This is a genomic window from Streptomyces yatensis, from assembly GCF_018069625.1.
Taxonomy (GTDB): domain Bacteria; phylum Actinomycetota; class Actinomycetes; order Streptomycetales; family Streptomycetaceae; genus Streptomyces; species Streptomyces yatensis.
In genome coordinates this window covers 4510108-4534272 of record NZ_CP072941.1, presented here as the reverse complement: position 1 = coordinate 4534272, position 24165 = coordinate 4510108, and the positions used below count along the sequence as shown (strand labels likewise).

Genomic DNA, 24165 nt, shown 5'->3' with positions numbered 1-24165 from the left:
CGCCCGGCGCCGCGGACACCCGCAACACCGGACACCCGCAACAGCGGGCACCCGCAACACCCGACACCTGTAACAACGGCGAAAGGCGCCCGTCGGGTAGACAGGGGCCATGCGTGTTCTGGTGGTGGAAGACAACGCGTTTCTCGCCGAGATGATCGCCGAGGGCATGCGCCGCGACGCGATCACGGTCGATGTCGCCCTGGAGGGGGTCAGCGCCCTGCGCAAGCTCCAGTTCGGCGACTACGACGTCCTCGTCCTCGATCGCGACCTTCCCGGTATGCACGGCGACGAGGTGTGCCGCCGCCTGGTCGCCAAGGGCCTGCTCACCCGGGTGCTGATGCTCACCGCCTCGGGGACCGTCGCCGAGCGGGTGGAGGGGCTGAGCCTCGGCGCCGACGACTACCTCACCAAGCCGTTCGCCTACGAGGAGTTGCTCGCCCGCGTGCTGGCGCTCGGCCGTCGCGTCCAGCCCGCGCTGCCGCCGGTGATCGAGCGTGCCGGGATCACCCTGGACACCGCCCGCCGGCAGGCCGACCGCGACGGCGCGGCGCTCTCCCTGACCCGCAAGGAGTTCGCCGTCCTGGAGACGCTGATGCGCGCGAACGGCGCCGTCGTCAGCGGCGAGGACCTCATCGAGAAGGTGTGGGAGGAGAACGCGGGGTACGACACCAACCCCGTGCGCGTCGCCCTGAGCCGGCTGCGCACCAAGCTCGGGGGCCCGCCGGTGATCGAGACCGTACCCGGCGCCGGATACCGCATCGCCGCCTCCGCCCCGTCCCTGCGGCACGCCGCGGAGGCGGCCGACTCCCCGGAAACACCCGGCCCGGCGGGCACACCCCGCTCCGGGGAGATATCCGGATCCAGCGACTCCGGGCGGGCCGGGCGATGATGCGCCGACCGCTGCCCACGACCGCGACGATGCGCCGACTGCTGCCCACGACCGCGACGATGCGCCGACTGCTGCCCGCGACCGCGACGATGCGCCGACTGCTGCCCGCGACGGAGCGGGCCCGCCTCACCGCCCTCTACGGCGGGCTCCTGCTGCTGGCCGGAGGCGTCCTGGCCGGCGTCATCTACGCACTGGTCCGGGACGACCTGGACGCACGTCTCGGCAGCGCGATCACCCCCGTGCCGCGCGGCCCGCGGATCACCTCCGACGACGACATCCCTCCCGGCGCCGTCCGGGGGGACGAGTACACCGTCCTCCCGGCGAACAAGGCGGGCGAGGCGGCCAGGACCCGGACGGTCGCGGCCCTCACCGCCACCACCCTCAGCCGTCTGCTGACCGTCTCGGGCATCGCGCTCGGCGTCTTCGCGGTGCTCTCGCTCTTCCTGGCCTGGTGGATGGCGGGCCGGGTGCTGCGCCCGGTCGGTGTGATCACCGCCACCGCGCGCAAGCTCTCCGGGGAGAACCTCCACCAGCGCATCGGCCTCAAGGGGCCGCCCGGGGAACTCAAGGCGCTGGCCGACACCTTCGACCAGATGCTGGGCCGGCTGGAACAGCTGGTGACGGCCCAGCAGCGGTTCGCGGCGAACGCCGCGCACGAGCTGCGTACACCGCTGGCCGTCCAGCGGGCCGCCGCCGAGATCGGCCTGGCCGACGCCGACCCCGAACGCGTGGCGTGGATCCGGGCCGAGCTGATCAAGGCCGCGGACAGCAGCGAGAGACTCATCGAGTCGCTTCTCCTGCTCGCCGCCACCGACCAGGGCATCCAGCGCCGCGAGGACGTCGAGATGGACGAGACGGTCGCGGTCGTCACCGCCGGATTCTCCGACGAGGCCCACGAAAAGGCGATCACCGTCACGACCACGGTGGAGCCGCTGACGGTTCCGGGCGACCCGGTCCTGCTCGCCCATCTGGTCCGCAATCTCGTCGCCAACGCGGTGGCGTACAACCACCGGGGCGGCCGCATCCGCGTCCACCTCGCCGGCCGGGTGCTGCGGGTTTCCAATACGGGCCCGGAGATCCCCGCGGACACCGTCCACCGGCTCTTCGAACCGTTCCGCCGCCTGAACGAGCGCACCCACACCGCGGGGGAGGGGGCCGGACTCGGCCTGTCCATCGTCGCGTCCATCGCCCGGGCCCACGGGGCCGAGGCCACCGCGGACGCCAACCCGGGCGGCGGCCTCTCGGTCAGGGTCCGTTTCCCCTGAGGCCGCCGTCCCGCCCTCACGCCGTCCCGCCCTCAGGCCGTCCGGGCGTAGTGCTCGGCGATCTCGTCGCTGGTCGTCACCCACACCCCGGGGTGGTTCACGACGTACTCCAGCGCCTGGTCCACGTACCTGTGCCGGAACGGCTGATTGATCACGAACGGATGCAGCACCAGGGACATCACCCGGCCGCTGGTGGCCGCGTCGGCGTAGAGCTGGTCGAGCTGGTCCTTGACGATCCGGACGAAGTCCGGCCCGCTGAGGCTCTTGCCCACGAACATCTGGACGTCGTTGACCTCGATCGAATACGGCACGCTCAGCATGCCCGGCACATTCAGCCGGTACGGCTGGTCGTCGTTGGCCCAGTCCAGCACGTACCCCAGCCCCAGCTCGGCCAGGAGCTCCGGGGTCCGGAAGGTCTCGGTCAGCGCCGGTCCCAGCCAGCCGCGCGGCCTGCTGCCGGTGGCCTTCTCGATGGTGTCGATCACCTCGGTGAGGTAGGCGCGCTCCTCCTCGGGGGACATGTCCGCCTGGAGGATCGAGTTGTTCCTGCCGTGCGCCGCCCACACCCAGTTCCGCTCCCGGCCGGCCCGGATGATCTGGGGGTAGCGCTCGGCGACATCGGAGTTGAGCATCACGCTCGCCCGCACCCGGTGCCGGTCCAGGCTCTCGATCAGCCGCCAGATGCCCACCCGGGGCCCGTAGTCCCGCCATCCGTAGTTCAGCGGGTCGGGCGCCAGCGCCCTGGTGTCGGCGAAGATACTGGTCGAGGGGCGGTCGACCTGGTAGTGCTCGACGTTCAGCCCGACGTAGAAGGCCACGCGGGCGCCGTCCGGCCAGTGGATCGGTGCGCGTTCGACGATGGGGCTGTAGTCGAAGAGCTGGTTGTCCATCAGAGCTCACCTCAGGTGTGCGGTGCGGCGGTTCGGTTCGCTTGATGGGCATCGTGAAACCCTCACATCAGTGAGAAGGTCAAGCGGGGGCTTCGCATGAGGAGTGACCACGCGAACTGAAAGACTGCGTCGGCGTAACCCGCTGTGCTGCGAGTGCCACGAGTGACGTGTGTGCCAGCAGTGCCATGAGTGCCCTGAGGAAGGACGTCATGACGCCGCCCATCGAGCTTCCGTCACCGCCGCCCGGCCCGGACGAGCGGCCGTGGAAGGACCGCGCCGGATTGCTGGAGGAGCGGGCGCGGGCGATGGGGGCGCTGGCGCGGTGGTACCTGGCGCCGCATCGGGCGCTGCTGCTGTGGCTGTCCACGCTCGTCTTCGCGCTGGGGTGGAGCCTCGCGGTCTCGGGGTTCCAGTTCCTGGTCAAGGGCGAGATCATCGAGCATGTGCTGGGCGTGATCTTCCTGGGTCTCGCCCTGGGCGCCACGGTCCCCTCCAGCCTCGGGGTCGTATCGGGCATTCGGCGCGACGTCTTCGTGGGCGCGTGCCTGCGCGACTGGGCGGAGCTGGAGCGTGACCCCCAGACGCTGCCGCACTGGCGCGTCTCGGGCGGTGCGCTCCTGTGGCTGGGCCCGTCCATCGTGCTGACCTGCCTCGGGCTGGCGCTGGGCGGGTTCGCCGTCTTCGCGGACATCGGTACGGAGAGCTTCGGCACCGTCGCCGGTATCGGCATCGTCTTCGCGGTCGCCGGGGCGCTCGGCATGGCCAAGGCGATCGACTACTACCGTCTGGTCAGCCGCGAACTCCGCCCCGACACCGGCGTTCCCGATGCCCACGGCCGGGATGCCCACGAGCGGGATGCCCACGGCCGGGATGCCTGCGCTCCGGACGCGCCCGGCCCCGGCTCGCCCTACGACGACGGCTTCTGCGACGACGGCTTCTGCAGTGACTGAAAGCGGTGCCGCAGCTCCTCGTACCGCTCGTTCGGGCTCTCCCCGCGCTGCTTGGCCGCCTCCTCGATACGGGTCAGCAGCTGCCTGATCCGCACGGCGTCCGTATAGGCGTCGCGCTCCAGCTTCTTGTACGCGGCGGCGGCGGGCCCCTTGTGGTCGTCCGGGTCGACCGACTGCTTCAGGTGGCCGAGACGCTCGATCTGTTCCTCGAGGTAACTGAGCATTCCCTCAAGGTCTTTGATGAGATCCGACAGATCCTGGTCCGATACGGACAGTTTGTCATTACTCATGTTTCACCGTCTCTGCCATCCTCCCATCGGCCCAGTCGCGGGATGATCGTGCCATGACCGGGGCCGGTGTGGAGAGCCGCCCGGAGTTTCTTACCGGAGGTCAGTCCGGCAGGACCGTGTCCGGGGGCAATGCGATGCCGAAATCGGCGGCGAGAACGGCCAGCACCTCATCGCCGTCGGCGAGTTGGCGCTCCTTGCGGGTGCCGTCGGAGCCGGTCTCGACGAGGGTCCGCCCGGACAGCGAGAGATGGCGGTCCAGGGTGGTGCGCTGGACGAAGAGGCTGTGCTGGAAGGGCGAGCGCGGGCTGGTGGCCACGTACCAGTTGATCACCACGTAGTCGGACGGGTGGCAGGGCTCCCGGGTGAAGGCGTACTGGTCCTGCCAGGAGCCGTCGAGGAACGCCTGGAACACCCACAGGTCCTCCAGCCCGCCGGGGTACGGCTCGCGGACGTAGCGATGGCGCCGGGTGCCGTCGTGGAACTCGGTGCCGGCCACGAGCGGCACGGCCTCCAGGAGGCCCCCGATGCTGCCGAAGCCCACATCGGCCACGTAGCGCCGCTCCTCGCCCGGGATCTCGACCAGCAGCACCATATGGGTGCGCGGACGGACCGCCCCGGGGGCCGCTCCGACCCGGACGCGGCCGGAGAGGCCGGTGACGCCGAAGCCGAGCGCGGTGAGGGCGGCGGTCAGCAGCGTGTTGTGCTCGTAGCAGTAACCGCCGCGCCGACCGCGGACCAGTTTGGCCTCGAGGTCGGGGAGGTCGAGGGAGGGGGCCGAGCCGAGGAGGGGCTCGAGGTTCTCGAACGGGATGGACATCAGATGCGCCCGGTGCACCGCCCGCAGCGTCTCCACGGTGGGCGCGGGGCGCCGGTCGCCGGTCCAGCCGATACGGGCCAGATAGGCGTCAAGATCGAGGTCGGTGCGGGCTTCCATACTGCCGACCGTAACGCCGGAGCCCCGGCACCGGCCTCCGCTCATGGTGGGGACCGCGGCTGATCCCCTGGACGTAGGTCCGCTACGCCTCAGGCGCCGCCGCGAGGTGATCGAGCTCGCCCGCCTTGATGGACCGGAGCAGGGCTCCCAGCTTCATGGGGGTCGTGGCGAGGACGGTGCGGGGGTCGTCGCTCTCGCGGAGGGCGACGGTGGTGCCTATGAGGGCGAGTTCTATGCAGGAGTTTCCGTCCCCCGCGCTGGAATAGGAGGATTTCTGCCAGTTGACCTCGGTCATCTCCACGCCTTCATGTCTGTTGAGCGATGTCACGAATGAAATCACGTGACTCCTCCACGGAGAGGGCCGCCTCGGTGGTGCGGTCCAGGACTCCACGATGGTTGACGAGCTGGGACTGCGCGTCCAGGAAGACCGGGCCGTGGGCGGCGTCGAGTTGCGCGGTGTCCAGCTGGGGCACCGCCCCCAGGGCGTAGGTGACCGAGAGTCCGGGCACATGGAACCCTCCGGCCTCGAAGGTCAGCACGCGCACGGTGACGTTCTTCCGCTCGGAGGACTCCAGCAGGCTGTCCAGTTGCGCGCGCAGGACGAGGTCCGTTCCGAACCGCATGCGCAGCGCCGCCTCGTGGATGATGAAGGTGCACGACGGCGGGTCGTCCCGGTCCAGGATGTCGCGGCGCTTCATCCGGTGGGAGAGCCTGCGTCTGAGGTCCGTGGCGGACCACTGCGGGACGGTGGAGCCGAGCACCGCCCGCGCGTACTCCTCCGTCTGCAACAGGCCGGGCATATGCATGATTTCGAGCACGCGCAGGCTCGTGGCGTAGTACTCCAACTCGGCCAGATCGAGCCCGCCGGTGGCGATATGGCCCCGGTACTCCTCCCACCAGCCGCCCTTGCGCTCCCGGGTCATGGCGACGAGCGCCTCGACGTACGCGCTGTCCGGGCAGGCGTAGATGGCGGCGAGGGCCCGGACCCGCTCCTCGCTCACGCCGAAGCGCGCCAGCTCCAGGTTGGTGATGTGGGTGCGATTGATGCCCAGCCGGTCGGCGGCCTCCTGAATGCTGAGACCCGCGCCTTCGCGCATCCTCCTGAGTTCTGTACCGAGCCGGACTTGGCGCGCGGTCGGGACGCTCCTGGGTGGCATGGTCCTCCGTAACCCTCAAGGAGTAATTGTCGGGGAAATTCAACGGGACCGTAGCAGTTGTTTGCATCGCTGCCCTACCGTAGGTGCTGTTGCCGCTACTGCGCGTTGATCGCCGTAACGGTACGCGCGCTGTCGGCCCCCTCACAGGGAGTTGCCCCATGGATTCCGATCACGAGTCCGACGACCGTCCCCCACGCCGCCCGCCCGTCCCCTCCAGGGATCCGTACGTCTACACCCTCCAGAGCAGCCGCCATCCGACGTCCTCCAAGGTCTGCCGGGACTTCGTGGCCTGTGTGCTGAACTCCGTGGGGCAGGAGGAACTGGTCGACACGGCGACGCTGTGCACCTCGGAGCTGGCCACCAACGCGTTTCTGCACGCCGAGGGCGACTCCCTGATGCTGCGCGTGGTGATCGAGCCGCCCCGCTTCCGCGTCCTGGTCTACGACGCCTCCGCCGAACTCCCCACCGCGGCCCGCCTCCCCGAGGGCGATCGCCTCCACGGCCGCGGCCTCGGCCTGGTGGCGGCCCTGGCCGACGCGTGGGGGACGGCGGAGGGGGACGCGGTCGGCACGTATGCGAAGGGGGTCTGGTTCGAGCTCGCGGGCAAGGAGGAGGACGCCGAGGGCTAGCCCCGGCGCTTTATGGTCGCGCGGGCTTCCGCACCGCTTTCCTCACCACTTGGCTTTGGCGTCCATGAAAGTCAGCGGAAAGGTCTCGCCGGACTCCGCGTAACGGTGGAACCGGCTCGCCCAGGACGGCTCCTGAAGGGCCCGGACCTGGGCGCGGGGCAGGGCCATATGCACATCGCGGGCGCCGTTCTGGTCGGCCGGGGCCGGCGCTATGTGCACGGTCCAGGGAATGGGAATCGAGGTGAAGTCGTACCAGAACGGCGCGCCCTGCCCGAAGTCGATGCGGTAGAAGGGGAGCTTGGACCAGTTGTTGATCGCGATGGTGCTGTCGAACGCGTCCAGGCCCATGGTGTTCATGACGCGCTTGAAGCGTCCCGCGTCCCGTTCGGCGCAGAGGAACGCCGCTTCCTCGCGGATTCGCTCCTCCGTGTTCTCGGCATGGCCCGCGCGGACCGCCGCGGCGACCTCGCCGAGAGGGCGGGCGCGCAGTTCGGCCGCGGTCATTCCGGGCCGGGTGTTGGTGACGGCGTTGCCCCAGTAGTCATCCGGTATCGCGTCCCCGGCGAACGAACGGAAGTCGGCGATGAGGCCGAGCCTTTCCTCGCTCGCGTCGGGGCGGTCACGCAATTCGCCCAGCACTTTCCACAGATGGGCGGTCAGCGCGTCATTGGTCGACACCCACCGCTCCGTGCCCGCGAGGTCGGCCATCGCGGTGTCCTTCATGGTGGCGAGTTCGGCGGCCGTGAAGCGGGTGGTCACCGTCGTCACATTGCCGAGGCTGCCCATCAGGGCGCGGCCGATGAAGGCGGACTTCTGGCCGCGCCCGATGATCGTGAGATGGGCACCGCCCATCCGGGTGTCACCCGTGGCCGAGGCGCCGAGCGCGTCGATGACGCCGCGGTCGTGGCTGGGCTTGGGATATCCGAGGCCCCGGTGCTCGCGCACCCAGCTCTCCAGGAAGCTCATATAGCTGGAGCCGTCGGCCACGGCGTGATTCATCGTGAGGCCCAGGATGGAGCCCCCGCCCTTCATATGGGTGAGCTTCACCGTGAAAAGCGGTGTATCGCGGTCGACCACCCAGAAGGGCATGGCGTGACTGAGATGGCGCTCCAGTCCCTTTTTCGCCGTATGGCGAGGCCCGTAGTCCGGCATGGGCTCGGATGCGTATGCCTCGACGAAGCGCACACCGCCGTCGTCGCAGAGCACACTGAGACCGCCGTCGGGATCCCTCTTCATACGGCCGGAAAGGATGGGGAAGGTGCGCAATGTCCTGGCGAGGGAGGCGCGGAGCGCCTCGCCGTCGAGGGTCTCCCGGTAGAAAAAGGCACGCGGGGTATAGACCGGGCCGATGAGCATGTCGTAGACGCTGAGCCGTATGCGATCACCGCTCGCCTCCCCGGCACGCACGGTGAACGTTCGCTTGGCGCCGCTCTCGGTGGCGGAGGCCGTCATACTCACACGCTCTTTCGTCGGGACCGAACACGCTGTCGCGTCGACGCGTTGCCGCAACTCCCGACGCGTTGACCGTAACCCTCGAGGCGTCGACCGTAACCCCCGGGGCGCGAGCGGCCTCACGAAGTGGAACCGGGTTTAGGGGATTCCCCACCGCCCGTCCGGCCGTGGTCTTTCCCCTCCCCGCCCCTTCCCGTGCCAGGGGCCAGGCCCCTGGACCCCGGGGAGGGACGGGCCGGCCGCCTCTGCCGTGAGCGCCCGCACCGGTGGGCTGGTCGCGGTCGGCACGTCTGCGCGGGTCTCGGTCGTCGGACCGGGGTCTGGGGCGGGGCCCCGGTTTCGGGAAGGGGCGGGGAGGGGATCAGCGCCCGCCGCAGGCGTTACGGGCCGGTGGGCAGGGTCTGGGCCGGATGCCCCAGAAGCATCGTGGGGGAGCCCTTCGAGCGCGTCAGCACGATGGTGCAGGCGTTCCCGCCCTCGAGCCGGAGCTTCTTGCGGAGCTGCTCCGGCTCGACCGCCGAACCGCGCTTCTTGATGGTCGCGATGCCGACCTCCCGCTCCCGCAGCAGCGCCTTCAGCCGCTTCAGGTTGAACGGCAGCACATCCGTGATCTCGTACGCGGTGGCGAACGGCGTCGGGCGCAGCTCGTCCGTCGTGATGTAGGCGATCGTCGGGTCGATCAGGCGGCCGCCGACGCGGGCCGCGACATCGGCGACGAGATGGGCGCGGATGACGGCCCCGTCCGGCTCGTAGAGCCAGCGGCCGACCGGGCCGGGGCCGGGGGCGGGGAGGTGCGGGGTGCCGACGAGGGAGTGGGCGCTCGGCAGAAGGGTGGCGCGGCGCAGCCCGGGGCGGGCGGTGCCGAACCACAGGACGGCCTCCTTCACCTGGCCGTGGTCCGAGATCCACTCGGCCTCCGCGTCCTCGGGGACCACCTCGTGCGGCACGCCGGGGGCGATCTTGAGGGCGGCGCGCGGGGTGGTGCGGGCGGCCTCGATGGCCCAGGAGAGGGGCGGGGAGTACGCCTCGGGGTCGAAGACGCGGCCCCGGCCGCCGCGCCGGGCCGGGTCGACGAAGACCGCGTCGAAGGGCCGGGTGTCGATGTCGGTGACATCGGCGCAGCGGATCTCGATGAGCTCGGCCAGGCCGAGCGCCTGGGCGTTGGCACGGGCGACGGCGCAGGTCAGCGGGTCGCGGTCGACGGCGAGGACGGAGATCCCGGTGCGGGCCAGCGCGATCGCGTCGCCGCCGATGCCGCAGCACAGATCGGCCATCCGGCGGACGCCGAACTCCGCGAAGCGGGCGGCGCGGTACGCGGCGACGGAGGTGCGGGTGGACTGCTCCACGCCGTTCGGCGTGAAGTACATCCGGTGCGCGTCCTCGGGGCCGAATTTGGCCACCGCCCGCTGTCGCAGCGCGGCCTGGGTCAGGGCCGCCGAGACCAGCGCCGGGGGGTGGTCGCGGCGCAGCCGCGTCGCGGTGGCGAGCTCCTTCGCCGGGTCGTAGTCGCGGAGCCCGGAGAGCAGCGCCTGCCCCTCGTCGCCGAGCAGTGAGTCGAAGGCGTCAACGTCCACATGGCCCATTCTCCCCGCTCCCGCGAGCGCATTTGCCCGCGTAGGGCGCGCAGATGCACGCCTCTGGACCGAAGATCACTTATGTGATGATGATCAAGACTGGTTTTCCTCGCTGTCTGGTTCTCGTCGGCGCGGCAGCCGTGCTCACGGCCTGCGGATCCCTCGGCGCCGCCACCGAGCCGCACACTGGCTCCCGTCACGGCGCGCCCATGCCGCCGGCCTCGCTCGCCTCCCGGCTGGACGATCCGCCGTCGTCCTCGCGGCCGCCGTCCGGACGGGAGCCGGAGCGGCGACCACCGGCGTCGTCAGGGCCGGGGTACGAGGGGCAGGGGTACGAGGGTGAGGCCCAGGGCGGCGCGTTCCCGGACCTGCCGCCGGGCTCCGGTGACGCCTCGGCGCCCACCCCGCCCCAGGCCGCGGGGCGGTCCGGCACGGCCTCCGCGCCGCGCTCGGGCTCGCTGGGCGGCGCCTCCGACGCCTACCGTCGCTGGGGGCTGGACCGGCCGCTGGAGCGGCCTCCGGCCCCGCCCGCCGTCAAGCCCGCGCTGGGGCGGTCCGGGCCGCAGCAGTGGGGGCTGCCGCCGATCGTGCGGCAGGTGCCGACCGACCAGCGGGTGGTCTTCGTGACGATCGACGACGGGATCGAGAAGGACCCGCGCTTCGTGGAGCAGGCCCGCGAGCTTGGGCTGCCGTTCACCGCGTTCCTCACCGACAACGTGATCGGCGACCACTACGACTACTTCGACCAGCTGCGCCGGCTCGGCAACCCCATGGAGAACCACACCCTCACCCACCCCAGCCTGGCCGGTATGGCCTACGACGACCAGGTGCGGGAGATCTGCGGCCAGCGGGACAACCTGTGGGACCACTTCGGTCAAGCCCCGCGTCTCTTCCGTCCCCCCTTCGGGGACTACGACGAGACGACCCTGCGGGCGGCGGGCTTCTGCGGGGCGCGGACGGTGGTGCTGTGGCGCGCCGAGATGGAGACCCACGGACTGGCCTACCGCTCCGGCGACCACCTCCAGCCGGGGGACATCATCCTCGCGCACTTCCGGGGGCCGGAGCAGCTCGAGGGGCAGTCGATGACCGGCTGGATCACGGAGCTGGTGCGGGCGATCCAGGCCCAGGGCTTCACCATCGGGCGGCTGGAGGACTATGTGTGACGGCGCCGGGGCCGCACAGACGGGGCCTGGGCCGCACAGACGGGGCCTGGGCCGCGCAGACGGCCTGGGGCTCTGGAGCGGGGGCCGGGGCCGCGCGGAGTGCTCGCGGCCCCGGAGCGCGGCGGCCGTTAGGCGGTGATGGGGTGGCGAGCGGGGGGGCGCCACCACGTCGCTTGGCACTCTAGTTGACTGAGTGCTAACCGCGTCATAATGTCGAGGCTGGCACTCGGGACCGATGAGTGCCAAGGGATACAGCGACGGGCAGGTCCGGCACCCGCGACGACGGATCCACCTGGTCGCCACCTCAGACAGTTGACCCCGTGAGATCTCCGAAGGGGGAGGTCGGATCGTGACGACCACCAGCTCCAAGGTTGCCATCAAGCCGCTCGAGGACCGCATTGTGGTCCAGCCGCTCGACGCCGAGCAGACCACGGCTTCGGGCCTGGTCATTCCGGACACCGCCAAGGAAAAGCCCCAGGAGGGCGTCGTCCTGGCCGTGGGCCCGGGCCGCTTCGAGGACGGCAAGCGCCTTCCGCTCGACGTCTCCGTCGGTGACGTCGTGCTCTACAGCAAGTACGGCGGCACCGAGGTGAAGTACAGCGGCGAGGAGTACCTCGTCCTCTCGGCTCGCGACGTCCTCGCGATCGTCGAGAAGTAATCACCGAAGTTTTGCCTATGAGCCGCGCCCCGGTGCCCGCGTCTGAAACCGGGGTCGGGGCGCGGTTCGTTTGAGAGGACATACGGAACTCATGGCGAAGATCCTGAAGTTCGACGAGGACGCCCGTCGCGCCCTCGAGCGCGGCGTCAACAAGCTTGCGGACACCGTCAAGGTGACGATCGGCCCCCGTGGCCGCAACGTCGTCATCGACAAGAAGTTCGGTGCTCCGACCATCACCAACGACGGTGTCACGATCGCCCGCGAGGTCGAGGTCGAGGACCCGTACGAGAACCTGGGCGCCCAGCTCGTCAAGGAGGTGGCGACCAAGACCAACGACATCGCGGGTGACGGCACCACCACCGCGACCGTGCTGGCCCAGGCCCTGGTCCGCGAGGGCCTGAAGAACGTGGCCGCCGGCGCCTCCCCGGCCGCCCTCAAGAAGGGCATCGACGCGGCGGTCAAGGCCGTCTCGGACGACCTGCTGGCCACCGCCCGCCCGATCGACGAGAAGTCCGACATCGCCGCCGTGGCCGCGCTGTCCGCGCAGGACAAGCAGGTCGGCGAGCTGATCGCCGAGGCGATGGACAAGGTCGGCAAGGACGGTGTTATCACCGTCGAGGAGTCCAACACCTTCGGTCTGGAGCTCGACTTCACCGAGGGCATGGCCTTCGACAAGGGCTACCTCTCGCCGTACATGGTCACCGACCAGGAGCGGATGGAGGCCGTCCTCGAGGACCCGTACATCCTGATCCACCAGGGCAAGATCGCCTCGATCCAGGACCTGCTGCCGCTCCTGGAGAAGATCATCCAGGCCAACGCCAGCAAGCCGCTGCTGATCATCGCCGAGGACGTGGAGGGCGAGGCCCTCTCGACCCTCGTCGTCAACAAGATCCGCGGCACCTTCAACGCCGTCGCGGTGAAGGCCCCGGGCTTCGGTGACCGCCGTAAGGCCATGCTCGGCGACATCGCCACCCTCACGGGCGGCACCGTCATCGCCGAAGAGGTCGGCCTCAAGCTGGACCAGGTCGGTCTGGACGTGCTGGGCACCGCCCGCCGCGTGACCGTCACCAAGGACGACACCACGATCGTCGACGGTGGCGGCAAGGCGGACGAGGTCGCCGGCCGCATCAACCAGATCAAGGCCGAGATCGAGGCCACGGACTCCGACTGGGACCGCGAGAAGCTGCAGGAGCGGCTCGCGAAGCTGGCCGGCGGCGTGTGCGTGATCCGCGTGGGCGCGGCCACCGAGGTCGAGCTCAAGGAGAAGAAGCACCGCCTGGAGGACGCCATCTCCGCGACCCGCGCCGCGGTCGAGGAGGGCATCGTCTCCGGTGGTGGCTCCGCGCTGGTCCACGCCGCGAAGGTGCTGGAGAACAGCCTGGGCCTGGAGGGCGACGAGGCCACCGGTGTCGCGGTCGTCCGCCGCGCCGCGGTCGAGCCGCTGCGCTGGATCGCCGAGAACGCCGGTCTCGAGGGCTACGTCATCACCTCGAAGGTCGCCGAGCTCGAGAAGGGCCACGGCTACAACGCGGCCACCGAGGAGTACGGCGACCTGGTGAAGGCCGGCGTCATCGACCCGGTCAAGGTCACCCGCTCCGCGCTGGAGAACGCTGCGTCGATCGCCTCGCTGCTGCTCACCACCGAGACGCTGGTGGTCGAGAAGCCGGCCGAGGAAGAGGCCGAGGCCGCGGGCCACGGGCACGGTCACGCGCACTGAGGTTTTCTCCACGCAGCTTGCCTGTGCTGTGCGAAGGCGCGGCCGCCCTCGGGGCGGCCGCGCCTTCGTAAATCCAGCCCCTCCGGCGTTTGAGGAGCGGGGTCCGGGGCGGACCCCCGCCGGGGGTCCAGGGGGCGGAGCCCCCTGGCTTCGGGAGGGCTACGCCTTCGCCGGAGGCCGGCCGACCCTGGAGGAAAGCGTGGAGAGGGCCGACCGCGGAGCCAGCTTCGCCAGCCCCGTCATCGCCTTGTACCGCGGATCCGGAATGGACAGCGACTTCCCCCGCGCGAAATCCTTCAGCGCCGCCGTGACCAGCCGATCCGCATCCAGCCACATCCAGCTCGGCACGCTCTCCCGCTTGATTCCCGCCCGGGCGTGGAACTCCGTACGGACGAACCCCGGGCACAGCGCCATCAGCCGTACGCCCGCGCCCGCCAGGTCCTTCGCCGCGCCCTGGGTGAACTGCACGACCCACGCCTTGCTCGCCCCGTACGTTCCGCGCGGGAAGAAGGCCGCGATCGAGGCCACGTTGATCACCCCGCCGCGGCCGCGGCTGCGCATCGTTTCGGCGCCCGCGCTGGTCAGTCGCAGCACCGCTTCGCAGTGCAGCTTCAGCATCCGCAGCTCATCGGTGATCGGCACCTCCAGATAGCGGTCGCGGTTGCCGAAACCGGCGTTGTTGACGAGCAGGTCGACCGGGTGGGTGCGGTCCCTGAGGCGGGTCTCGACCGCAGCGATTCCGTCATCCTCGGACAGGTCCGCCACCAGCACGTCGGCCTCCACGCCGTGCCGGTCGTGCAGATCCGCCGCCTGCTCCCGCAGCCGCTTCTCGTCGCGTGCGACGAGCACCAGATTGTGCCCGTCGGCGGCGAGCCGGCCCGCGAAGGCGGCCCCGATGCCCGCGGTGGTTCCGGTAATCAATGCAGTCGTCATACGCGCACGTTATCGGCCACGGCAGGCACCGGCGCGGACCGCGAGCGATCTGCGCCGGAATGAACACTTCCGTCAGCTGGGCCGGTACTTGAGGGCGGCCGCCCGCGGTTCCGGATGCAGGGCGTCGCCCGCCGCCAGCACCCTCGGCAGCAGCTCCCGCTCCGTGGTCTCGGCGCGGAAGAGGAAGGCGACCGTCACCTCGTGGTCGGGCCGGTGCACGATCTCGACCGCGTCGCCCGAGCGGATCTCGCCGGGTTCGAGCACCCGCAGATACGCCCCGGGGACGGCGGCCTGGGTGAACCGCTTGAGCCATCCCCGCTCGCCCAGCCACCCCGCGAACGTACGGCAGGGGATGCGCGGTGAGGTCACCTCCAGCAGCAGTTCGTTCCCCACCCGCCAGCGCTCGCCGATGAGGGCGCCGTTGACGTCGAGGCCGCTGGTGGTGAGGTTCTCGCCGAAGACGCCGTTGGACAGCTCGCGGCCCAGCTCCTGTTCCCAGACGTCGAGGTCCTCCCGGGCGTAGGCGTAGACCGCCTGGTCGTTGCCGCCGTGGTGGCGGGTGTCGCAGACCGTGTCACCGGCCAGACCGCTGCCGCCCTGGCCCTTCGGCCCCGGGGCCGCGACCCGTACCGGGCGCTCGACGGGACGCTTGTCGATACCGGTGCCGGTCGGACAGTCGGAGTAGTCGGTCGGCGTCGCGCGGCCCAGGTTCACCGTGAGAACGGATGGCGTATGCAGCATGACCGCACCGTAAGGCAGCGCCGTCAAAGCGGCGACGTAATATCCCGGCCGATCCCCAAGGGTCGCTTATGCTCGGAGGCATGATCGAGGCCCGCCATCTCAGGGTGCTGCGCGCGGTGGCCGCCACCGGCTCCTTCTCCGCCGCCGCCCGGGAACTGGGCTGCACCCAGCCCGCCGTCAGCCAGCAGATGAAGGCCCTGGAGGGCGCCGCGGGCACCCCGTTGCTGATCCGCAGCGGGCGGGAGATGCGGCTGACCGAGGCGGGCCGGGCGCTGGTGCGGCATGCCACCGGGATCCTGGCCGGGCTGACCGCCGCCGAGGAGGAGGTCGCGGCGATCGCCGGGCTGCGGGCGGGCCGGGTGCGGCTGGTGTCCTTCCCCAGCGGCAGCTCGACCCTGGTGCCCATGGCGCTCGCCGAGCTGCGCGCGGCGCATCCGGGGACGCGGGTCTCGCTCGTGGAGGCCGAGCCGCCGGGCTCGGTGGAGATGCTGCGCTCGGGCGACTGCGAGGTCGCGCTGGCCTTCCGCTATCCGCAGATGGGCGAGGAGGCTTCGGGTGAGTGGGACGACCTGGTCCTGCGGCCGCTGTTGAACGACCGGCTGGTGGGCGTGGTGCCGGAGGGGCACAAGCTCGCGGGCGCCGGGGCGGTGGGGATCGCCGAGCTGGCCGGGGAGCCGTGGATCGCGGGCTGCCCGCGCTGCCGGGGGCATCTGGTGGAGGTGTGCGAGTCCGAGGGGTTCACCCCGCGGATCGACTTCGCCACGGACGACTATCCGACCGTCATCGGCCTGGTCGGAGCCGGGCTGGGGGTCGCGGTGCTGCCCGAGCTGGCGCTGGAGTCCGTACGGGCCAAGGGGGCCACGACGCTGGAGGTGGAACCGGCGGTGCGCCGGGAGGTGGTGGCGCTGACGCTGCCCGACCTCGCCCGCGTCCCGGCGGTGGCGGCGACGCTGGACCGGCTGGAGCAGGCGGCCCGCAGGTGAGCGTTGCGTCCCAGCGCATGTGGTGGGCGCAGAAGGAACGTTTCTTCGATTGGCTGTGGCCGGGCTCCGATCAGGATCCGGGGGCCCCGGTGCCGGCGACCGCGCGGTGGCGTGCCCGCCCCATGAGCTCCTCGCGTTCGTCCTCGGTCAGTCCACCCCACACTCCGTAAGGCTCGCGCACGGCGAGGGCGTGCGCGGCGCACTGGGCTCGTACCGGGCAGCGCATGCACACCTCTTTCGCCGACATCTCGCGTGCGCTGCGGGCAGCGCCGCGCTCCCCCTCCGGGTGGAAGAAGAGCGAGCTGTCGACCCCGCGACACGCGGCCAGGAGCTGCCAGTCCCACAGGTCGGCATTCGGGCCGGGAAGACGGGAGAAATCTGCCATTGCCTTATCTCCTCGATGCGATCGGCTGCGGACGCTGCGTCCTGGGTCGTACACCTACGGTGTAAGTAGATGTAAATATGACTCATTGCGAATCTAGCCACACAGACCGGCAAATTGGAAGCAAGGTCGCCAAATGCCACCGAAGGGACTGCCTCGGGGGCTGCCCTATGGGGGAGACGCGAAGGGCGCGACCTGTGCGACGAAGCTGCTCCGTGTCCGCGCCCTCACGTAGAGTGTCGAAGGTGGCCGCCGAACCCCGTAACTCTTTCGGGTGACCGTCGTTGAGAGTGCGGAGGCGGTTGATGGGTAAAGCTCTCGGACAGATATCCGGGGCTGTCAATCGCTCAGGTGACGATATGTACCAGCCTGGAGGCTCAAGGTGACGCGCATCAGCTGCGGAGGACGGCCATGACATCCGTCCTCGTCTGCGACGACTCCCCGCTTGCCCGAGAGGCGCTGCGCCGTGCGGTGGCGACCGTGCCCGGCGTCGAGCGTGTGACGACGGCGGCCAACGGCGAGGAAGTCCTCCGCCGCTGGGGTGCCGACCGCTCGGATCTGATTCTGATGGACGTACGGATGCCCGGTCTCGGCGGTGTCGAGACCGTGCGGCGGCTGCTCTCCGCCGACCCGGGCGCCCGGATCATCATGCTCACGGTCGCCGAGGACCTCGACGGCGTCGCGCTGGCCGTGGCCGCCGGCGCCCGTGGCTATCTGCACAAGGACGCCTCGCGCGCCGAGCTGCGCGCCACCGTGACACAGGCGCTCGCCGACCCCACCTGGCGGCTGGCCCCGCGCCGGCTGCGCTCGGCCGAGATGGGCGCCGCGCCCACCCTCACCGCGCGCGAGATCCAGGTGCTCGAGGGCATGAGCCACGGCCGCTCCAATGCGGAGATCGGCCGTGAGCTGTTCCTGTCCGAGGACACGGTCAAGACGCACGCACGCCGGCTCTTCAAGAAGCTCGGCGCGTCCGACCGGGCCCATGCGGTGGCCCTCGGGTTCCGCTGGGGTCTGGTCCGCTGACCCGGCCACGACCGTTCTGACGTGCTGCGCAGCGGGGGCGCTACGGTCCCCGCCCGCCGGGTGGCGGGCGGGGCGAGAGCGTGCGCGGCGGGCCCCGTCGCGGTGGCCTGTACCAGTTCCCCGCGCTATGCCGCATCCTTGAAGGTGTGGAGTTCCTCGGGGACGAGTCGGTCGGGCGTGAGGGGAGAGCGCAGGACGTGACGACAGCCGGCGCACCTGCTCATAACGCTTCAGCGCACAACTACGGACGCGGTGCCACGGAGCCACCGGGCCCGAGGCACCATGGATGGATGCCGCGCGACGACGAGAACCCAGGAGCCGCCAAGGGCGCTCCCGGGGGCACGGGGCCGATCGGCGCCCTCGTCGGGCGCGCCGCCGAAGGGGACGAGCAGGCCACGCATGACCTGCTGGCCCTGGTCCATCCGCTGGCCCTGCGGTACTGCCGCACGAGGCTGTCCCGACTTCCGGGTGATGCCCGCCACTTCGTGGACGACCTGGCGCAGGAGGTCTGTCTCGCGGTGCTGTGCGCGCTGCCGCGCTACCGCGACACCGGAAAGCCCTTCGAGGCGTTCGTCGTGGCCATCGCCTCCCACAAGGTCGCCGATCTGCAGCGGGCCGCCATGCGCCACCCGGGCTCCACGGCCGTCCCCTCGGACGAGATGCCGGAGCAGCCGGACGATTCGCTGGGCCCCGAGGAGCGGGCGCTGCTCAGCAGTGACGCGGAATGGGCCAAGAAGCTCCTGGCCAACCTTCCGGAGAACCAGCGCGAGCTGGTGCTGCTGAGGGTCGCGGTCGGGCTGACGGCGGAGGAGACCGGGCAGATGCTCGGCATGTCGCCCGGAGCGGTGCGGGTCGCCCAGCACCGCGCCCTGAGCAGGCTGCGCGCGCTCGCCGAGCAGTGAGCCGAGGGCCGACCAGTCGCTGGTCGCGCTCGTTACCTCGTTGTGCCTTCCGTATTCAGCAGCTCACTGAGAAGTTTTCCACAGGGCGGAATGAGGCACTCGGGGAGCCCGTTAGCATGGGAGTCCGCGCTGGGGCAAGACCATTTGGAAGGGTGTCATGACTGACAACGTCGACGGAGTGCCTGAGAAGTTCGCCATGCTCGGGCTGACGTACGACGACGTGCTGCTGCTGCCGGGCGCCTCCGAGGTGCTGCCGAACGCGGTCGACACCTCGTCCAGGGTCTCTCGGAACGTCCGGGTGAATGTGCCGCTGCTGTCCGCCGCCATGGACAAGGTCACCGAGTCCCGGATGGCCATCGCCATGGCCCGGCAGGGCGGGGTGGGCGTGCTCCACCGCAATCTGTCCATCGAGGACCAGGCCAACCAGGTCGACCTCGTCAAGCGTTCCGAGTCCGGCATGGTCACCGACCCGATCACGGTCCGGCCGGACGCCACGCTGCACGAGGCGGACGCGCTGTGCGCGAAGTTCCGCATCAGCGGTGTGCCGGTCACGGACGCGGTGGGCAAGCTGCTCGGCATCGTCACCAACCGTGACATGGCCTTCGAGGTCGACCGGGGCCGCCAGGTCCGCGAGGTCATGACCCCGATGCCGCTGGTCACCGGCAAGGTGGGGATCTCCGGCGAGGACGCGATGCAGCTGCTGCGCCGCCACAAGATCGAGAAGCTGCCGCTGGTCGACGACGCGGGCGTGCTCAAGGGCCTGATCACGGTCAAGGACTTCGTGAAGGCCGAGAAGTACCCCCACGCGGCGAAGGACGCGGGCGGCCGGCTGGTCGTGGGTGCCGCCGTCGGCGTCGGCGACGAGGCGTACGAGCGGGCCCAGGCGCTGGTCGAGGCCGGCGCCGACTTCCTGGTCGTGGACAGCGCGCACGGCCACAGCCGGGGCATCCTCGACATGATCGCCAAGGTCAAGTCCAATATCTCGGTCGATGTGGTCGGCGGCAATGTCGCCACCCGGGACGGCGCCCAGGCGCTGATCGACGCGGGGGTGGATGGTGTGAAGGTCGGCGTCGGCCCGGGCTCCATCTGCACCACGCGCGTGGTCGCGGGCATCGGAGTGCCGCAGGTGACGGCGATCTACGAAGCCGCGCGGGCCTGCCACGCGGCCGGGGTGCCGCTGATCGGCGACGGCGGTCTGCAGTACTCGGGCGATATCGCCAAGGCGATCGCCGCCGGTGCGGACACGGTCATGCTGGGCAGCCTGCTGGCCGGCTGCGAGGAGTCGCCGGGCGAGATGGTCTTCATCAGCGGCAAGCAGTTCAAGTCCTACCGGGGCATGGGGTCGCTGGGCGCGATGCAGACGCGCGGCCAGGCCCGCTCGTTCTCCAAGGACCGCTACTTCCAGGACAACGTGCTCTCCGAGGACAAGCTGGTCCCCGAGGGCATCGAGGGCCAGGTGCCCTACCGTGGTCCGCTGGCCTCGGTCGCGCACCAGCTGGTGGGCGGTCTGCGGGCGTCGATGGGCTATGTCGGCTCGGCCAATGTGGCGGAGCTGAAGGAGAAGGGCCGCTTCGTGCGGATCACCTCGGCGGGCCTCAAGGAGAGCCACCCGCACGACATCCAGATGACCACCGAGGCGCCGAACTACTCCGGCCGTTGACCCGCGCCGTTCACCCGGGCGACCCTGCGCGGGTCCGGGCAGGGATACTGGGACGGCTGTTCGTGAACAGGGAAAGGCACCCACGTGACTGAGATCGAGATCGGGCGCGGCAAGCGCGGCCGCAGGGCGTACGCGTTCGACGACATCGCCGTTGTGCCGAGTCGTCGCACCCGGGACCCCAAGGAGGTCTCGATCGCCTGGCAGATCGATGCCTACCGCTTCGAGCTGCCGTTCCTGGCCGCGCCGATGGACTCGGTGGTCTCGCCCCGCACCGCGATCCGCATCGGTGAGCTCGGTGGCCTCGGGGTGCTGAACCTGGAAGGGCTCTGGACCCGTTACGAGGACCCGGAGCCGCTGCTCGCGGAGATCGCCGAGCTGGACGAGCGCACCGCGACCACCCGGATGCAGGAGATCTACGCCGAGCCGATCAAGGAGGAGCTGATCGGCCAGCGCCTGAAGGAGGTGCGGGACGCGGGCGTGGTGACCGCCGCCGCCCTGTCCCCGCAGCGCACGGCGCAGTTCTCCAAGGCCGTGGTGGACGCGGGCGTCGACATCTTCGTGATCCGCGGGACCACGGTCTCCGCCGAGCATGTCTCCGGCGCCGCCGAGCCGCTCAACCTGAAGCAGTTCATCTATGAGCTGGACGTGCCGGTGATCGTGGGCGGCTGTGCCACCTACACGGCCGCGCTGCATCTGATGCGCACCGGTGCCGCCGGTGTGCTGGTGGGCTTCGGCGGCGGCGCCGCGCACACCACCCGCAATGTGCTGGGCATCCAGGTGCCGATGGCGACGGCGGTCGCCGATGTCGCCGCCGCCCGCCGGGATTACATGGACGAGTCCGGTGGTCGCTATGTGCATGTGATCGCCGATGGCGGCGTCGGCTGGAGCGGCGATCTGCCGAAGGCCGTCGCCTGTGGCGCGGACGCGGTGATGATGGGCTCCCCGCTGGCGCGGGCCACGGACGCACCGGGCCGCGGCCACCACTGGGGCATGGAGGCCGTGCACGACGAGGTGCCGCGCGGCAAGCGGATGAACCTGGGCACGGTGGGCTCCACCGAGGAGATCCTCCTCGGCCCCTCCTCCACCCCCGACGGTTCGATGAACTTCTTCGGTGCGCTGCGCCGGGCCATGGCCACGACCGGCTACTCGGAGCTGAAGGAGTTCCAGCGGGTCGAGGTCACGGTCGCCCCGTCGGCCCGCGACAAGAGCTGAGCCCGCTGCCGAGCGTTCCGCGAGGGAAGGCCCCGACCGCGCCGCGGTCGGGGCCTTCCCTTGTCTCGTCTGTGTCGCTGTGTGCGCGTCGCGCGTGGGGTCAGCGGTTGCTGATCCGGTACGCGGTGCTGACCGCGGCGACCGGCGCGAGCGCCATGAAGATGTAGGTCAGCGCGTCCGAGTCTTCCTTCCACGACTTCCACAGGTCGCTGAAGTGGTCGAAGAAGATCTCGTTCGAGGAGAGCACCTGGCTGCTGGCGCCGCCACCGATCTTGTCGGCGTAGTTGCTCATCACATCGTGCAGGATCATCGCGTAGCCGTAGAGCTCCCCGAGGAAGACCGCGGCCAGCGCCAGCACCGCGCCGACCACCCACAGCCCGGTGTTGCGGCCGCCCAGCTTGGCGACCGCCAGACCGATGAGCGCACCGACGACCACACCGGCGTAGGCGAACTGCGTGACCTCCGGCGGGGTCTTGTCCGTGTCCGCCATCGCGCTCAGCAGGAACGCGTAGAGGAACGCGCCGACGAGCGTGGCCACGAGGGCGGCACCCACCGCCAGCATCGGGTTGCCCGGACGGCCGACCGGCGGCGCGGGCGGCGGGAAACCGCCGCCGTACTGCGGCTGCTGCGGCTGCTGGGGCGCCTGCGGGTAGCCGTAGCCCGGCTGCGGGGTGCCGTAGCCACCGGCCTGCTGGGGCGGGGCGGGCTGCTGCGGGTAACCGCCGGGCTGCTGTGGGTAGCCACCCGGCTGCTGTGGCTGCTGCCAGTTCTGGCTCATGAAATTCCCCCGGGGATGAAGGTGTTGAGACCGCGTTCCATGGACAGCTGAGTTGATGAGCGGCTGCGGGCCGGGAACGCGGATGGAAACTATCGAGCCATAAAAGTAACAGGCAGGCATGACAACCAGACAAGTCGTGTCTGGCCTCCGTGACATGGCTGGGACCGGATGGAGACACGCTGACCCGGCATATGCGGATTTCGTCGGCCGCTACTCGCTGATCCGCTTCGCGACGAGGTAACTCTCCGCGCCGGCCACCGTGTAGAAGGTGATGTCGTTGCGCCCCAGGATGTCATCGCGCCAGTGGTCGATGACCAGGCCGAAGTGGCCGATCAGGGCGTCCGCGGTGGGCCAGGAGCTCTCGTCCCCCATCAGCACCGCGACGCCGAGCAGTTGCGCCAGCGAGACGCCGACCACCGCGAGCGGTATGCCGATGAGCGCCAGCAGCGGGGCCCGGCCGCCCAGCTTGCCCAGCGCGGCGCCGGTCAACAGTCCGATGCACAGCGCCCAGTAGCCGACCTCCTGGCCGCGGTGGCCGATTTTCCCCTGGATGAAGCCGAAGACCAGCGCCCCGAGCAGCGCCGCCGCGACGCCCGCCGCGAGACCGCGGGCCGGTCGTGGGGCCTGAGCCGCGAAGGGTCCGGACGTGATCATGACCGCAAGGTAGCAGTGGCATGGCCGTACGGTGGTGCGAATGACATCAGTGCCGGGACAGAATCCGGCATAAGCAATAATGTCAACTTATGGCGCAGAACAAGTCGTTCAATGGGCGTGACATGGGTATCGACCTCGGCACCGCCAACACACTGGTGTACGTACGGGGCAGGGGCATCGTGCTCAATGAGCCGTCGGTTGTGGCAGTGAACACAGTCGACGGCAGTGTGCTGTCGGTGGGTTCGGCGGCCAAGGAGACCATGGGGCGGACGCCGACGAACATCGTCGCCGTGCGACCGCTGCGCGATGGCGTGATCGCCGATTTCGAGATCGCCGAGCGCATGCTGCGGTACTTCATCAAGAAGGTGATGGGCAGCCGCCGGCTGGCCCGTCCCCGGGTGGTCGTCTGTGTGCCCTCCGGGATCACGGGCGTTGAGCGGCGCGCGGTGATGGAGGCCGCCACCCAGGCCGGGGCGCGGCAGGTGCATCTGGTCGAGGAGCCCATCGCGGCGGCGATCGGGGCGGGGCTGCCGGTGAGCGAGCCGACCGGCTGCATGGTCGTCGACATCGGCGGCGGTACGACGGAGGTCGCCGTGGTCTCGCTGGGCGGCATCGTCACCGCGCGGTCGGTGCGTACCGCGGGCGACTCCATGGACGTGGCGATCACTTCCTATGTGAAGAAGCAGTACGCGCTGGCGATCGGTGAGCGGACCGCCGAGGAGATCAAGGTGTCCATCGGGTCCGCCTCGCCCGCCGGGTCGCTGCCCGTGCCCCGGGTCTCGGAGGCCGTCCGGCGGCCCGAGCGGAATGTCGAGGTGTTCATCCCGGGCCAGAGCGAGGACCCCGAGGACACCCAGGCGCTGCTGCCGCCGGACCGCTGCACCATCCGCGGCCGCGACCAGGCGACCGGGCTGCCCAAGGTGCTCGAACTGACCGCGGACGAGGTGCGGCACGCCCTCTCCGAGCCGGTGGACAGCATCGTCGCGGCGGTGCGGTCCACGCTCGACGAGACCCCGCCCGAGCTGGCGGGCGACATCATGGACCGCGGCATCGTGCTGACCGGCGGCGGTGCCCTGCTGCGCGGTCTGGACGTACGGCTGGGGCGCGAGCTGAACATCCCGGTGCTGGTGGCCGACGACCCGCTGGACTGTGTCGCCATCGGCACCGGCCGCTGTGTGGAGGACTTCGCCTCACTGCGCACCGCGATGGACGCACGCCCCCGCAGGCCGGACACGGTGCGGGTGTGATGCCTCGGGGGCGGGCCGGGTGAGGGTGATGCCTCTGGGGCGGGGCCGGGTGGGTGTGCTGCTTCGGGGCCGCCGCGTACCG

General features: G+C 70.5%; 25 protein-coding genes. 13 read left to right on the top strand and 12 right to left on the bottom strand.

Annotated features, from left to right (window positions below; genetic code table 11):
• Positions 1 to 109 precede the first annotated feature (109 nt).
• A complete protein-coding gene (locus J8403_RS18615) occupies positions 110 to 889 on the top strand; it encodes a response regulator transcription factor (RefSeq protein WP_211124195.1) in 780 nt (259 codons plus the stop codon).
• Complete coding sequence (locus J8403_RS18610; protein ID WP_343245305.1) at positions 886 to 2154, top strand: sensor histidine kinase; 1269 nt, start codon at positions 886 to 888, stop codon at positions 2152 to 2154. Before J8403_RS18615 ends, J8403_RS18610 begins: the two co-directional genes overlap by 4 nt.
• 32 nt (positions 2155 to 2186) lie before the next feature.
• Here the strand turns inward: J8403_RS18610 and J8403_RS18605 are convergent, their stop codons facing one another.
• Positions 2187 to 3044, bottom strand: a complete 858-nt coding sequence (locus J8403_RS18605; RefSeq protein WP_211124194.1) for a polysaccharide deacetylase family protein — start codon at positions 3042 to 3044, stop codon at positions 2187 to 2189.
• Positions 3045 to 3253: 209 nt separating this feature from the next.
• Between J8403_RS18605 and J8403_RS18600 the strand changes: the two genes are divergently transcribed.
• Positions 3254 to 3994: a hypothetical protein gene (locus J8403_RS18600; RefSeq protein ID WP_211124193.1), complete on the top strand. Its 741-nt coding sequence runs from the start codon at positions 3254 to 3256 to the stop codon at positions 3992 to 3994.
• Here the strand turns inward: J8403_RS18600 and J8403_RS18595 are convergent.
• From J8403_RS18595 to J8403_RS18580, 4 genes are all read right to left on the bottom strand, one after another.
• Positions 3952 to 4284 carry a hypothetical protein gene (locus J8403_RS18595; RefSeq protein WP_211124192.1) on the bottom strand — a complete coding sequence of 111 codons (333 nt, stop codon included), beginning with the start codon at positions 4282 to 4284 and terminating at the stop codon, positions 3952 to 3954. The two genes, J8403_RS18600 and J8403_RS18595, sit on opposite strands and share 43 nt — an antisense overlap.
• 100 nt (positions 4285 to 4384) lie before the next feature.
• The gene (locus J8403_RS18590; protein ID WP_211124191.1) at positions 4385 to 5218 is read right to left on the bottom strand and encodes an arylamine N-acetyltransferase family protein; all 834 of its coding nucleotides are present in this window, start codon (positions 5216 to 5218) and stop codon (positions 4385 to 4387) included.
• An 82-nt stretch (positions 5219 to 5300) separates the two neighbouring features.
• Positions 5301 to 5513, bottom strand: coding sequence for a DUF397 domain-containing protein (locus J8403_RS18585; protein WP_211128318.1), 213 nt, complete (start codon positions 5511 to 5513; stop codon positions 5301 to 5303).
• A gap of 10 nt (positions 5514 to 5523) precedes the next feature.
• Positions 5524 to 6375, bottom strand: coding sequence for a helix-turn-helix domain-containing protein (locus J8403_RS18580; protein ID WP_059148925.1), 852 nt, complete (start codon positions 6373 to 6375; stop codon positions 5524 to 5526).
• 158 nt (positions 6376 to 6533) lie between these two features.
• Between J8403_RS18580 and J8403_RS18575 the strand changes: the two genes are divergently transcribed.
• The gene (locus tag J8403_RS18575; protein ID WP_211124190.1) at positions 6534 to 7004 is read left to right on the top strand and encodes an ATP-binding protein; all 471 of its coding nucleotides are present in this window, start codon (positions 6534 to 6536) and stop codon (positions 7002 to 7004) included.
• A gap of 42 nt (positions 7005 to 7046) precedes the next feature.
• Here J8403_RS18575 and J8403_RS18570 read toward each other — a convergent pair whose 3' ends face one another.
• On the bottom strand, positions 7047 to 8456 hold the full coding sequence (locus J8403_RS18570; RefSeq protein ID WP_211124189.1) for an acyltransferase: 1410 nt from the start codon (positions 8454 to 8456) through the stop codon (positions 7047 to 7049).
• Positions 8457 to 8836: 380 nt separating this feature from the next.
• The gene (locus tag J8403_RS18565) at positions 8837 to 10039 is read right to left on the bottom strand and encodes a class I SAM-dependent methyltransferase (RefSeq protein ID WP_211124188.1); all 1203 of its coding nucleotides are present in this window, start codon (positions 10037 to 10039) and stop codon (positions 8837 to 8839) included.
• Between the two features lie 44 nt (positions 10040 to 10083).
• Between J8403_RS18565 and J8403_RS18560 the strand changes: the two genes are divergently transcribed.
• From J8403_RS18560 to groL, 3 genes are all read left to right on the top strand, one after another.
• Positions 10084 to 11193 carry a polysaccharide deacetylase family protein gene (locus J8403_RS18560; protein WP_211124187.1) on the top strand — a complete coding sequence of 370 codons (1110 nt, stop codon included), beginning with the start codon at positions 10084 to 10086 and terminating at the stop codon, positions 11191 to 11193.
• Between the two features lie 349 nt (positions 11194 to 11542).
• Positions 11543 to 11851, top strand: coding sequence for a co-chaperone GroES (groES, locus tag J8403_RS18555; protein WP_014054228.1), 309 nt, complete (start codon positions 11543 to 11545; stop codon positions 11849 to 11851).
• 91 nt (positions 11852 to 11942) lie between these two features.
• A complete protein-coding gene (gene groL / locus J8403_RS18550; protein WP_211124186.1) occupies positions 11943 to 13568 on the top strand; it encodes a chaperonin GroEL in 1626 nt (541 codons plus the stop codon).
• A gap of 159 nt (positions 13569 to 13727) precedes the next feature.
• On the opposite strand, the gene J8403_RS18545 is transcribed toward groL, so the two are convergent.
• Positions 13728 to 14501, bottom strand: coding sequence for an SDR family NAD(P)-dependent oxidoreductase (locus tag J8403_RS18545; RefSeq protein WP_211124185.1), 774 nt, complete (start codon positions 14499 to 14501; stop codon positions 13728 to 13730).
• Positions 14502 to 14573: 72 nt separating this feature from the next.
• Positions 14574 to 15242 carry an MOSC domain-containing protein gene (locus J8403_RS18540; RefSeq protein WP_211124184.1) on the bottom strand — a complete coding sequence of 223 codons (669 nt, stop codon included), beginning with the start codon at positions 15240 to 15242 and terminating at the stop codon, positions 14574 to 14576.
• Positions 15243 to 15322: 80 nt separating this feature from the next.
• Between J8403_RS18540 and J8403_RS18535 the strand changes: the two genes are divergently transcribed.
• The gene (locus J8403_RS18535; RefSeq protein ID WP_211124183.1) at positions 15323 to 16225 is read left to right on the top strand and encodes a LysR family transcriptional regulator; all 903 of its coding nucleotides are present in this window, start codon (positions 15323 to 15325) and stop codon (positions 16223 to 16225) included.
• 70 nt (positions 16226 to 16295) lie between these two features.
• Here the strand turns inward: J8403_RS18535 and J8403_RS18530 are convergent, their stop codons facing one another.
• On the bottom strand, positions 16296 to 16610 hold the full coding sequence (locus J8403_RS18530) for a WhiB family transcriptional regulator (RefSeq protein WP_014054233.1): 315 nt from the start codon (positions 16608 to 16610) through the stop codon (positions 16296 to 16298).
• Between the two features lie 408 nt (positions 16611 to 17018).
• Here J8403_RS18530 and J8403_RS18525 point away from each other — a divergent pair, with 408 nt between their 5' ends.
• From J8403_RS18525 to J8403_RS18510, 4 genes are all read left to right on the top strand, one after another.
• Complete coding sequence (locus J8403_RS18525) at positions 17019 to 17630, top strand: response regulator transcription factor (protein WP_003948568.1); 612 nt, start codon at positions 17019 to 17021, stop codon at positions 17628 to 17630.
• Positions 17631 to 17920: 290 nt separating this feature from the next.
• On the top strand, positions 17921 to 18532 hold the full coding sequence (locus J8403_RS18520; protein ID WP_093463921.1) for a sigma-70 family RNA polymerase sigma factor: 612 nt from the start codon (positions 17921 to 17923) through the stop codon (positions 18530 to 18532).
• Between the two features lie 157 nt (positions 18533 to 18689).
• Complete coding sequence (guaB, locus tag J8403_RS18515; RefSeq protein WP_014054235.1) at positions 18690 to 20192, top strand: IMP dehydrogenase; 1503 nt, start codon at positions 18690 to 18692, stop codon at positions 20190 to 20192.
• Positions 20193 to 20276: 84 nt separating this feature from the next.
• Positions 20277 to 21404, top strand: a complete 1128-nt coding sequence (locus tag J8403_RS18510; RefSeq protein ID WP_211124182.1) for a GuaB3 family IMP dehydrogenase-related protein — start codon at positions 20277 to 20279, stop codon at positions 21402 to 21404.
• Between the two features lie 100 nt (positions 21405 to 21504).
• On the opposite strand, the gene J8403_RS18505 is transcribed toward J8403_RS18510, so the two are convergent.
• Both J8403_RS18505 and J8403_RS18500 read right to left on the bottom strand, forming a co-directional pair.
• Positions 21505 to 22182 (bottom strand): hypothetical protein, encoded by a 678-nt coding sequence (locus J8403_RS18505; RefSeq protein ID WP_211124181.1) that lies wholly within the window; start codon positions 22180 to 22182, stop codon positions 21505 to 21507.
• A 210-nt stretch (positions 22183 to 22392) separates the two neighbouring features.
• The gene (locus tag J8403_RS18500) at positions 22393 to 22836 is read right to left on the bottom strand and encodes a hypothetical protein (protein WP_211124180.1); all 444 of its coding nucleotides are present in this window, start codon (positions 22834 to 22836) and stop codon (positions 22393 to 22395) included.
• An 89-nt stretch (positions 22837 to 22925) separates the two neighbouring features.
• On the opposite strand from J8403_RS18500, the gene J8403_RS18495 reads away from it, so the two are divergent.
• Positions 22926 to 24083: a rod shape-determining protein gene (locus J8403_RS18495; RefSeq protein WP_211124179.1), complete on the top strand. Its 1158-nt coding sequence runs from the start codon at positions 22926 to 22928 to the stop codon at positions 24081 to 24083.
• The last annotated feature ends 82 nt before the right edge of the window (positions 24084 to 24165 follow it).

What these genes read in the sequence shown, in the direction of transcription:
- J8403_RS18615 (WP_211124195.1), top strand. Translation starts at nt 110, where the DNA reads ATGCGTGTTCTGGTGGTGGAAGACAACGCGTTTCTCGCCGAGATGATC.
- J8403_RS18610 (WP_343245305.1), top strand. Translation starts at nt 886, where the DNA reads ATGATGCGCCGACCGCTGCCCACGACCGCGACGATGCGCCGACTGCTG.
- J8403_RS18605 (WP_211124194.1), bottom strand. Translation starts at nt 3,044, where the DNA reads ATGGACAACCAGCTCTTCGACTACAGCCCCATCGTCGAACGCGCACCG.
- J8403_RS18600 (WP_211124193.1), top strand. Translation starts at nt 3,254, where the DNA reads ATGACGCCGCCCATCGAGCTTCCGTCACCGCCGCCCGGCCCGGACGAG.
- J8403_RS18595 (WP_211124192.1), bottom strand. Translation starts at nt 4,284, where the DNA reads ATGAGTAATGACAAACTGTCCGTATCGGACCAGGATCTGTCGGATCTC.
- J8403_RS18590 (WP_211124191.1), bottom strand. Translation starts at nt 5,218, where the DNA reads ATGGAAGCCCGCACCGACCTCGATCTTGACGCCTATCTGGCCCGTATC.
- J8403_RS18585 (WP_211128318.1), bottom strand. Translation starts at nt 5,513, where the DNA reads ATGACCGAGGTCAACTGGCAGAAATCCTCCTATTCCAGCGCGGGGGAC.
- J8403_RS18580 (WP_059148925.1), bottom strand. Translation starts at nt 6,375, where the DNA reads ATGCCACCCAGGAGCGTCCCGACCGCGCGCCAAGTCCGGCTCGGTACA.
- J8403_RS18575 (WP_211124190.1), top strand. Translation starts at nt 6,534, where the DNA reads ATGGATTCCGATCACGAGTCCGACGACCGTCCCCCACGCCGCCCGCCC.
- J8403_RS18570 (WP_211124189.1), bottom strand. Translation starts at nt 8,456, where the DNA reads ATGACGGCCTCCGCCACCGAGAGCGGCGCCAAGCGAACGTTCACCGTG.
- J8403_RS18565 (WP_211124188.1), bottom strand. Translation starts at nt 10,039, where the DNA reads ATGGGCCATGTGGACGTTGACGCCTTCGACTCACTGCTCGGCGACGAG.
- J8403_RS18560 (WP_211124187.1), top strand. Translation starts at nt 10,084, where the DNA reads ATGCACGCCTCTGGACCGAAGATCACTTATGTGATGATGATCAAGACT.
- groL (WP_211124186.1), top strand. Translation starts at nt 11,943, where the DNA reads ATGGCGAAGATCCTGAAGTTCGACGAGGACGCCCGTCGCGCCCTCGAG.
- J8403_RS18545 (WP_211124185.1), bottom strand. Translation starts at nt 14,501, where the DNA reads ATGACGACTGCATTGATTACCGGAACCACCGCGGGCATCGGGGCCGCC.
- J8403_RS18540 (WP_211124184.1), bottom strand. Translation starts at nt 15,242, where the DNA reads ATGCTGCATACGCCATCCGTTCTCACGGTGAACCTGGGCCGCGCGACG.
- J8403_RS18535 (WP_211124183.1), top strand. Translation starts at nt 15,323, where the DNA reads ATGATCGAGGCCCGCCATCTCAGGGTGCTGCGCGCGGTGGCCGCCACC.
- J8403_RS18530 (WP_014054233.1), bottom strand. Translation starts at nt 16,610, where the DNA reads ATGGCAGATTTCTCCCGTCTTCCCGGCCCGAATGCCGACCTGTGGGAC.
- J8403_RS18525 (WP_003948568.1), top strand. Translation starts at nt 17,019, where the DNA reads ATGACATCCGTCCTCGTCTGCGACGACTCCCCGCTTGCCCGAGAGGCG.
- J8403_RS18520 (WP_093463921.1), top strand. Translation starts at nt 17,921, where the DNA reads ATGCCGCGCGACGACGAGAACCCAGGAGCCGCCAAGGGCGCTCCCGGG.
- guaB (WP_014054235.1), top strand. Translation starts at nt 18,690, where the DNA reads ATGACTGACAACGTCGACGGAGTGCCTGAGAAGTTCGCCATGCTCGGG.
- J8403_RS18505 (WP_211124181.1), bottom strand. Translation starts at nt 22,182, where the DNA reads ATGAGCCAGAACTGGCAGCAGCCACAGCAGCCGGGTGGCTACCCACAG.
- J8403_RS18500 (WP_211124180.1), bottom strand. Translation starts at nt 22,836, where the DNA reads ATGATCACGTCCGGACCCTTCGCGGCTCAGGCCCCACGACCGGCCCGC.
- J8403_RS18495 (WP_211124179.1), top strand. Translation starts at nt 22,926, where the DNA reads ATGGCGCAGAACAAGTCGTTCAATGGGCGTGACATGGGTATCGACCTC.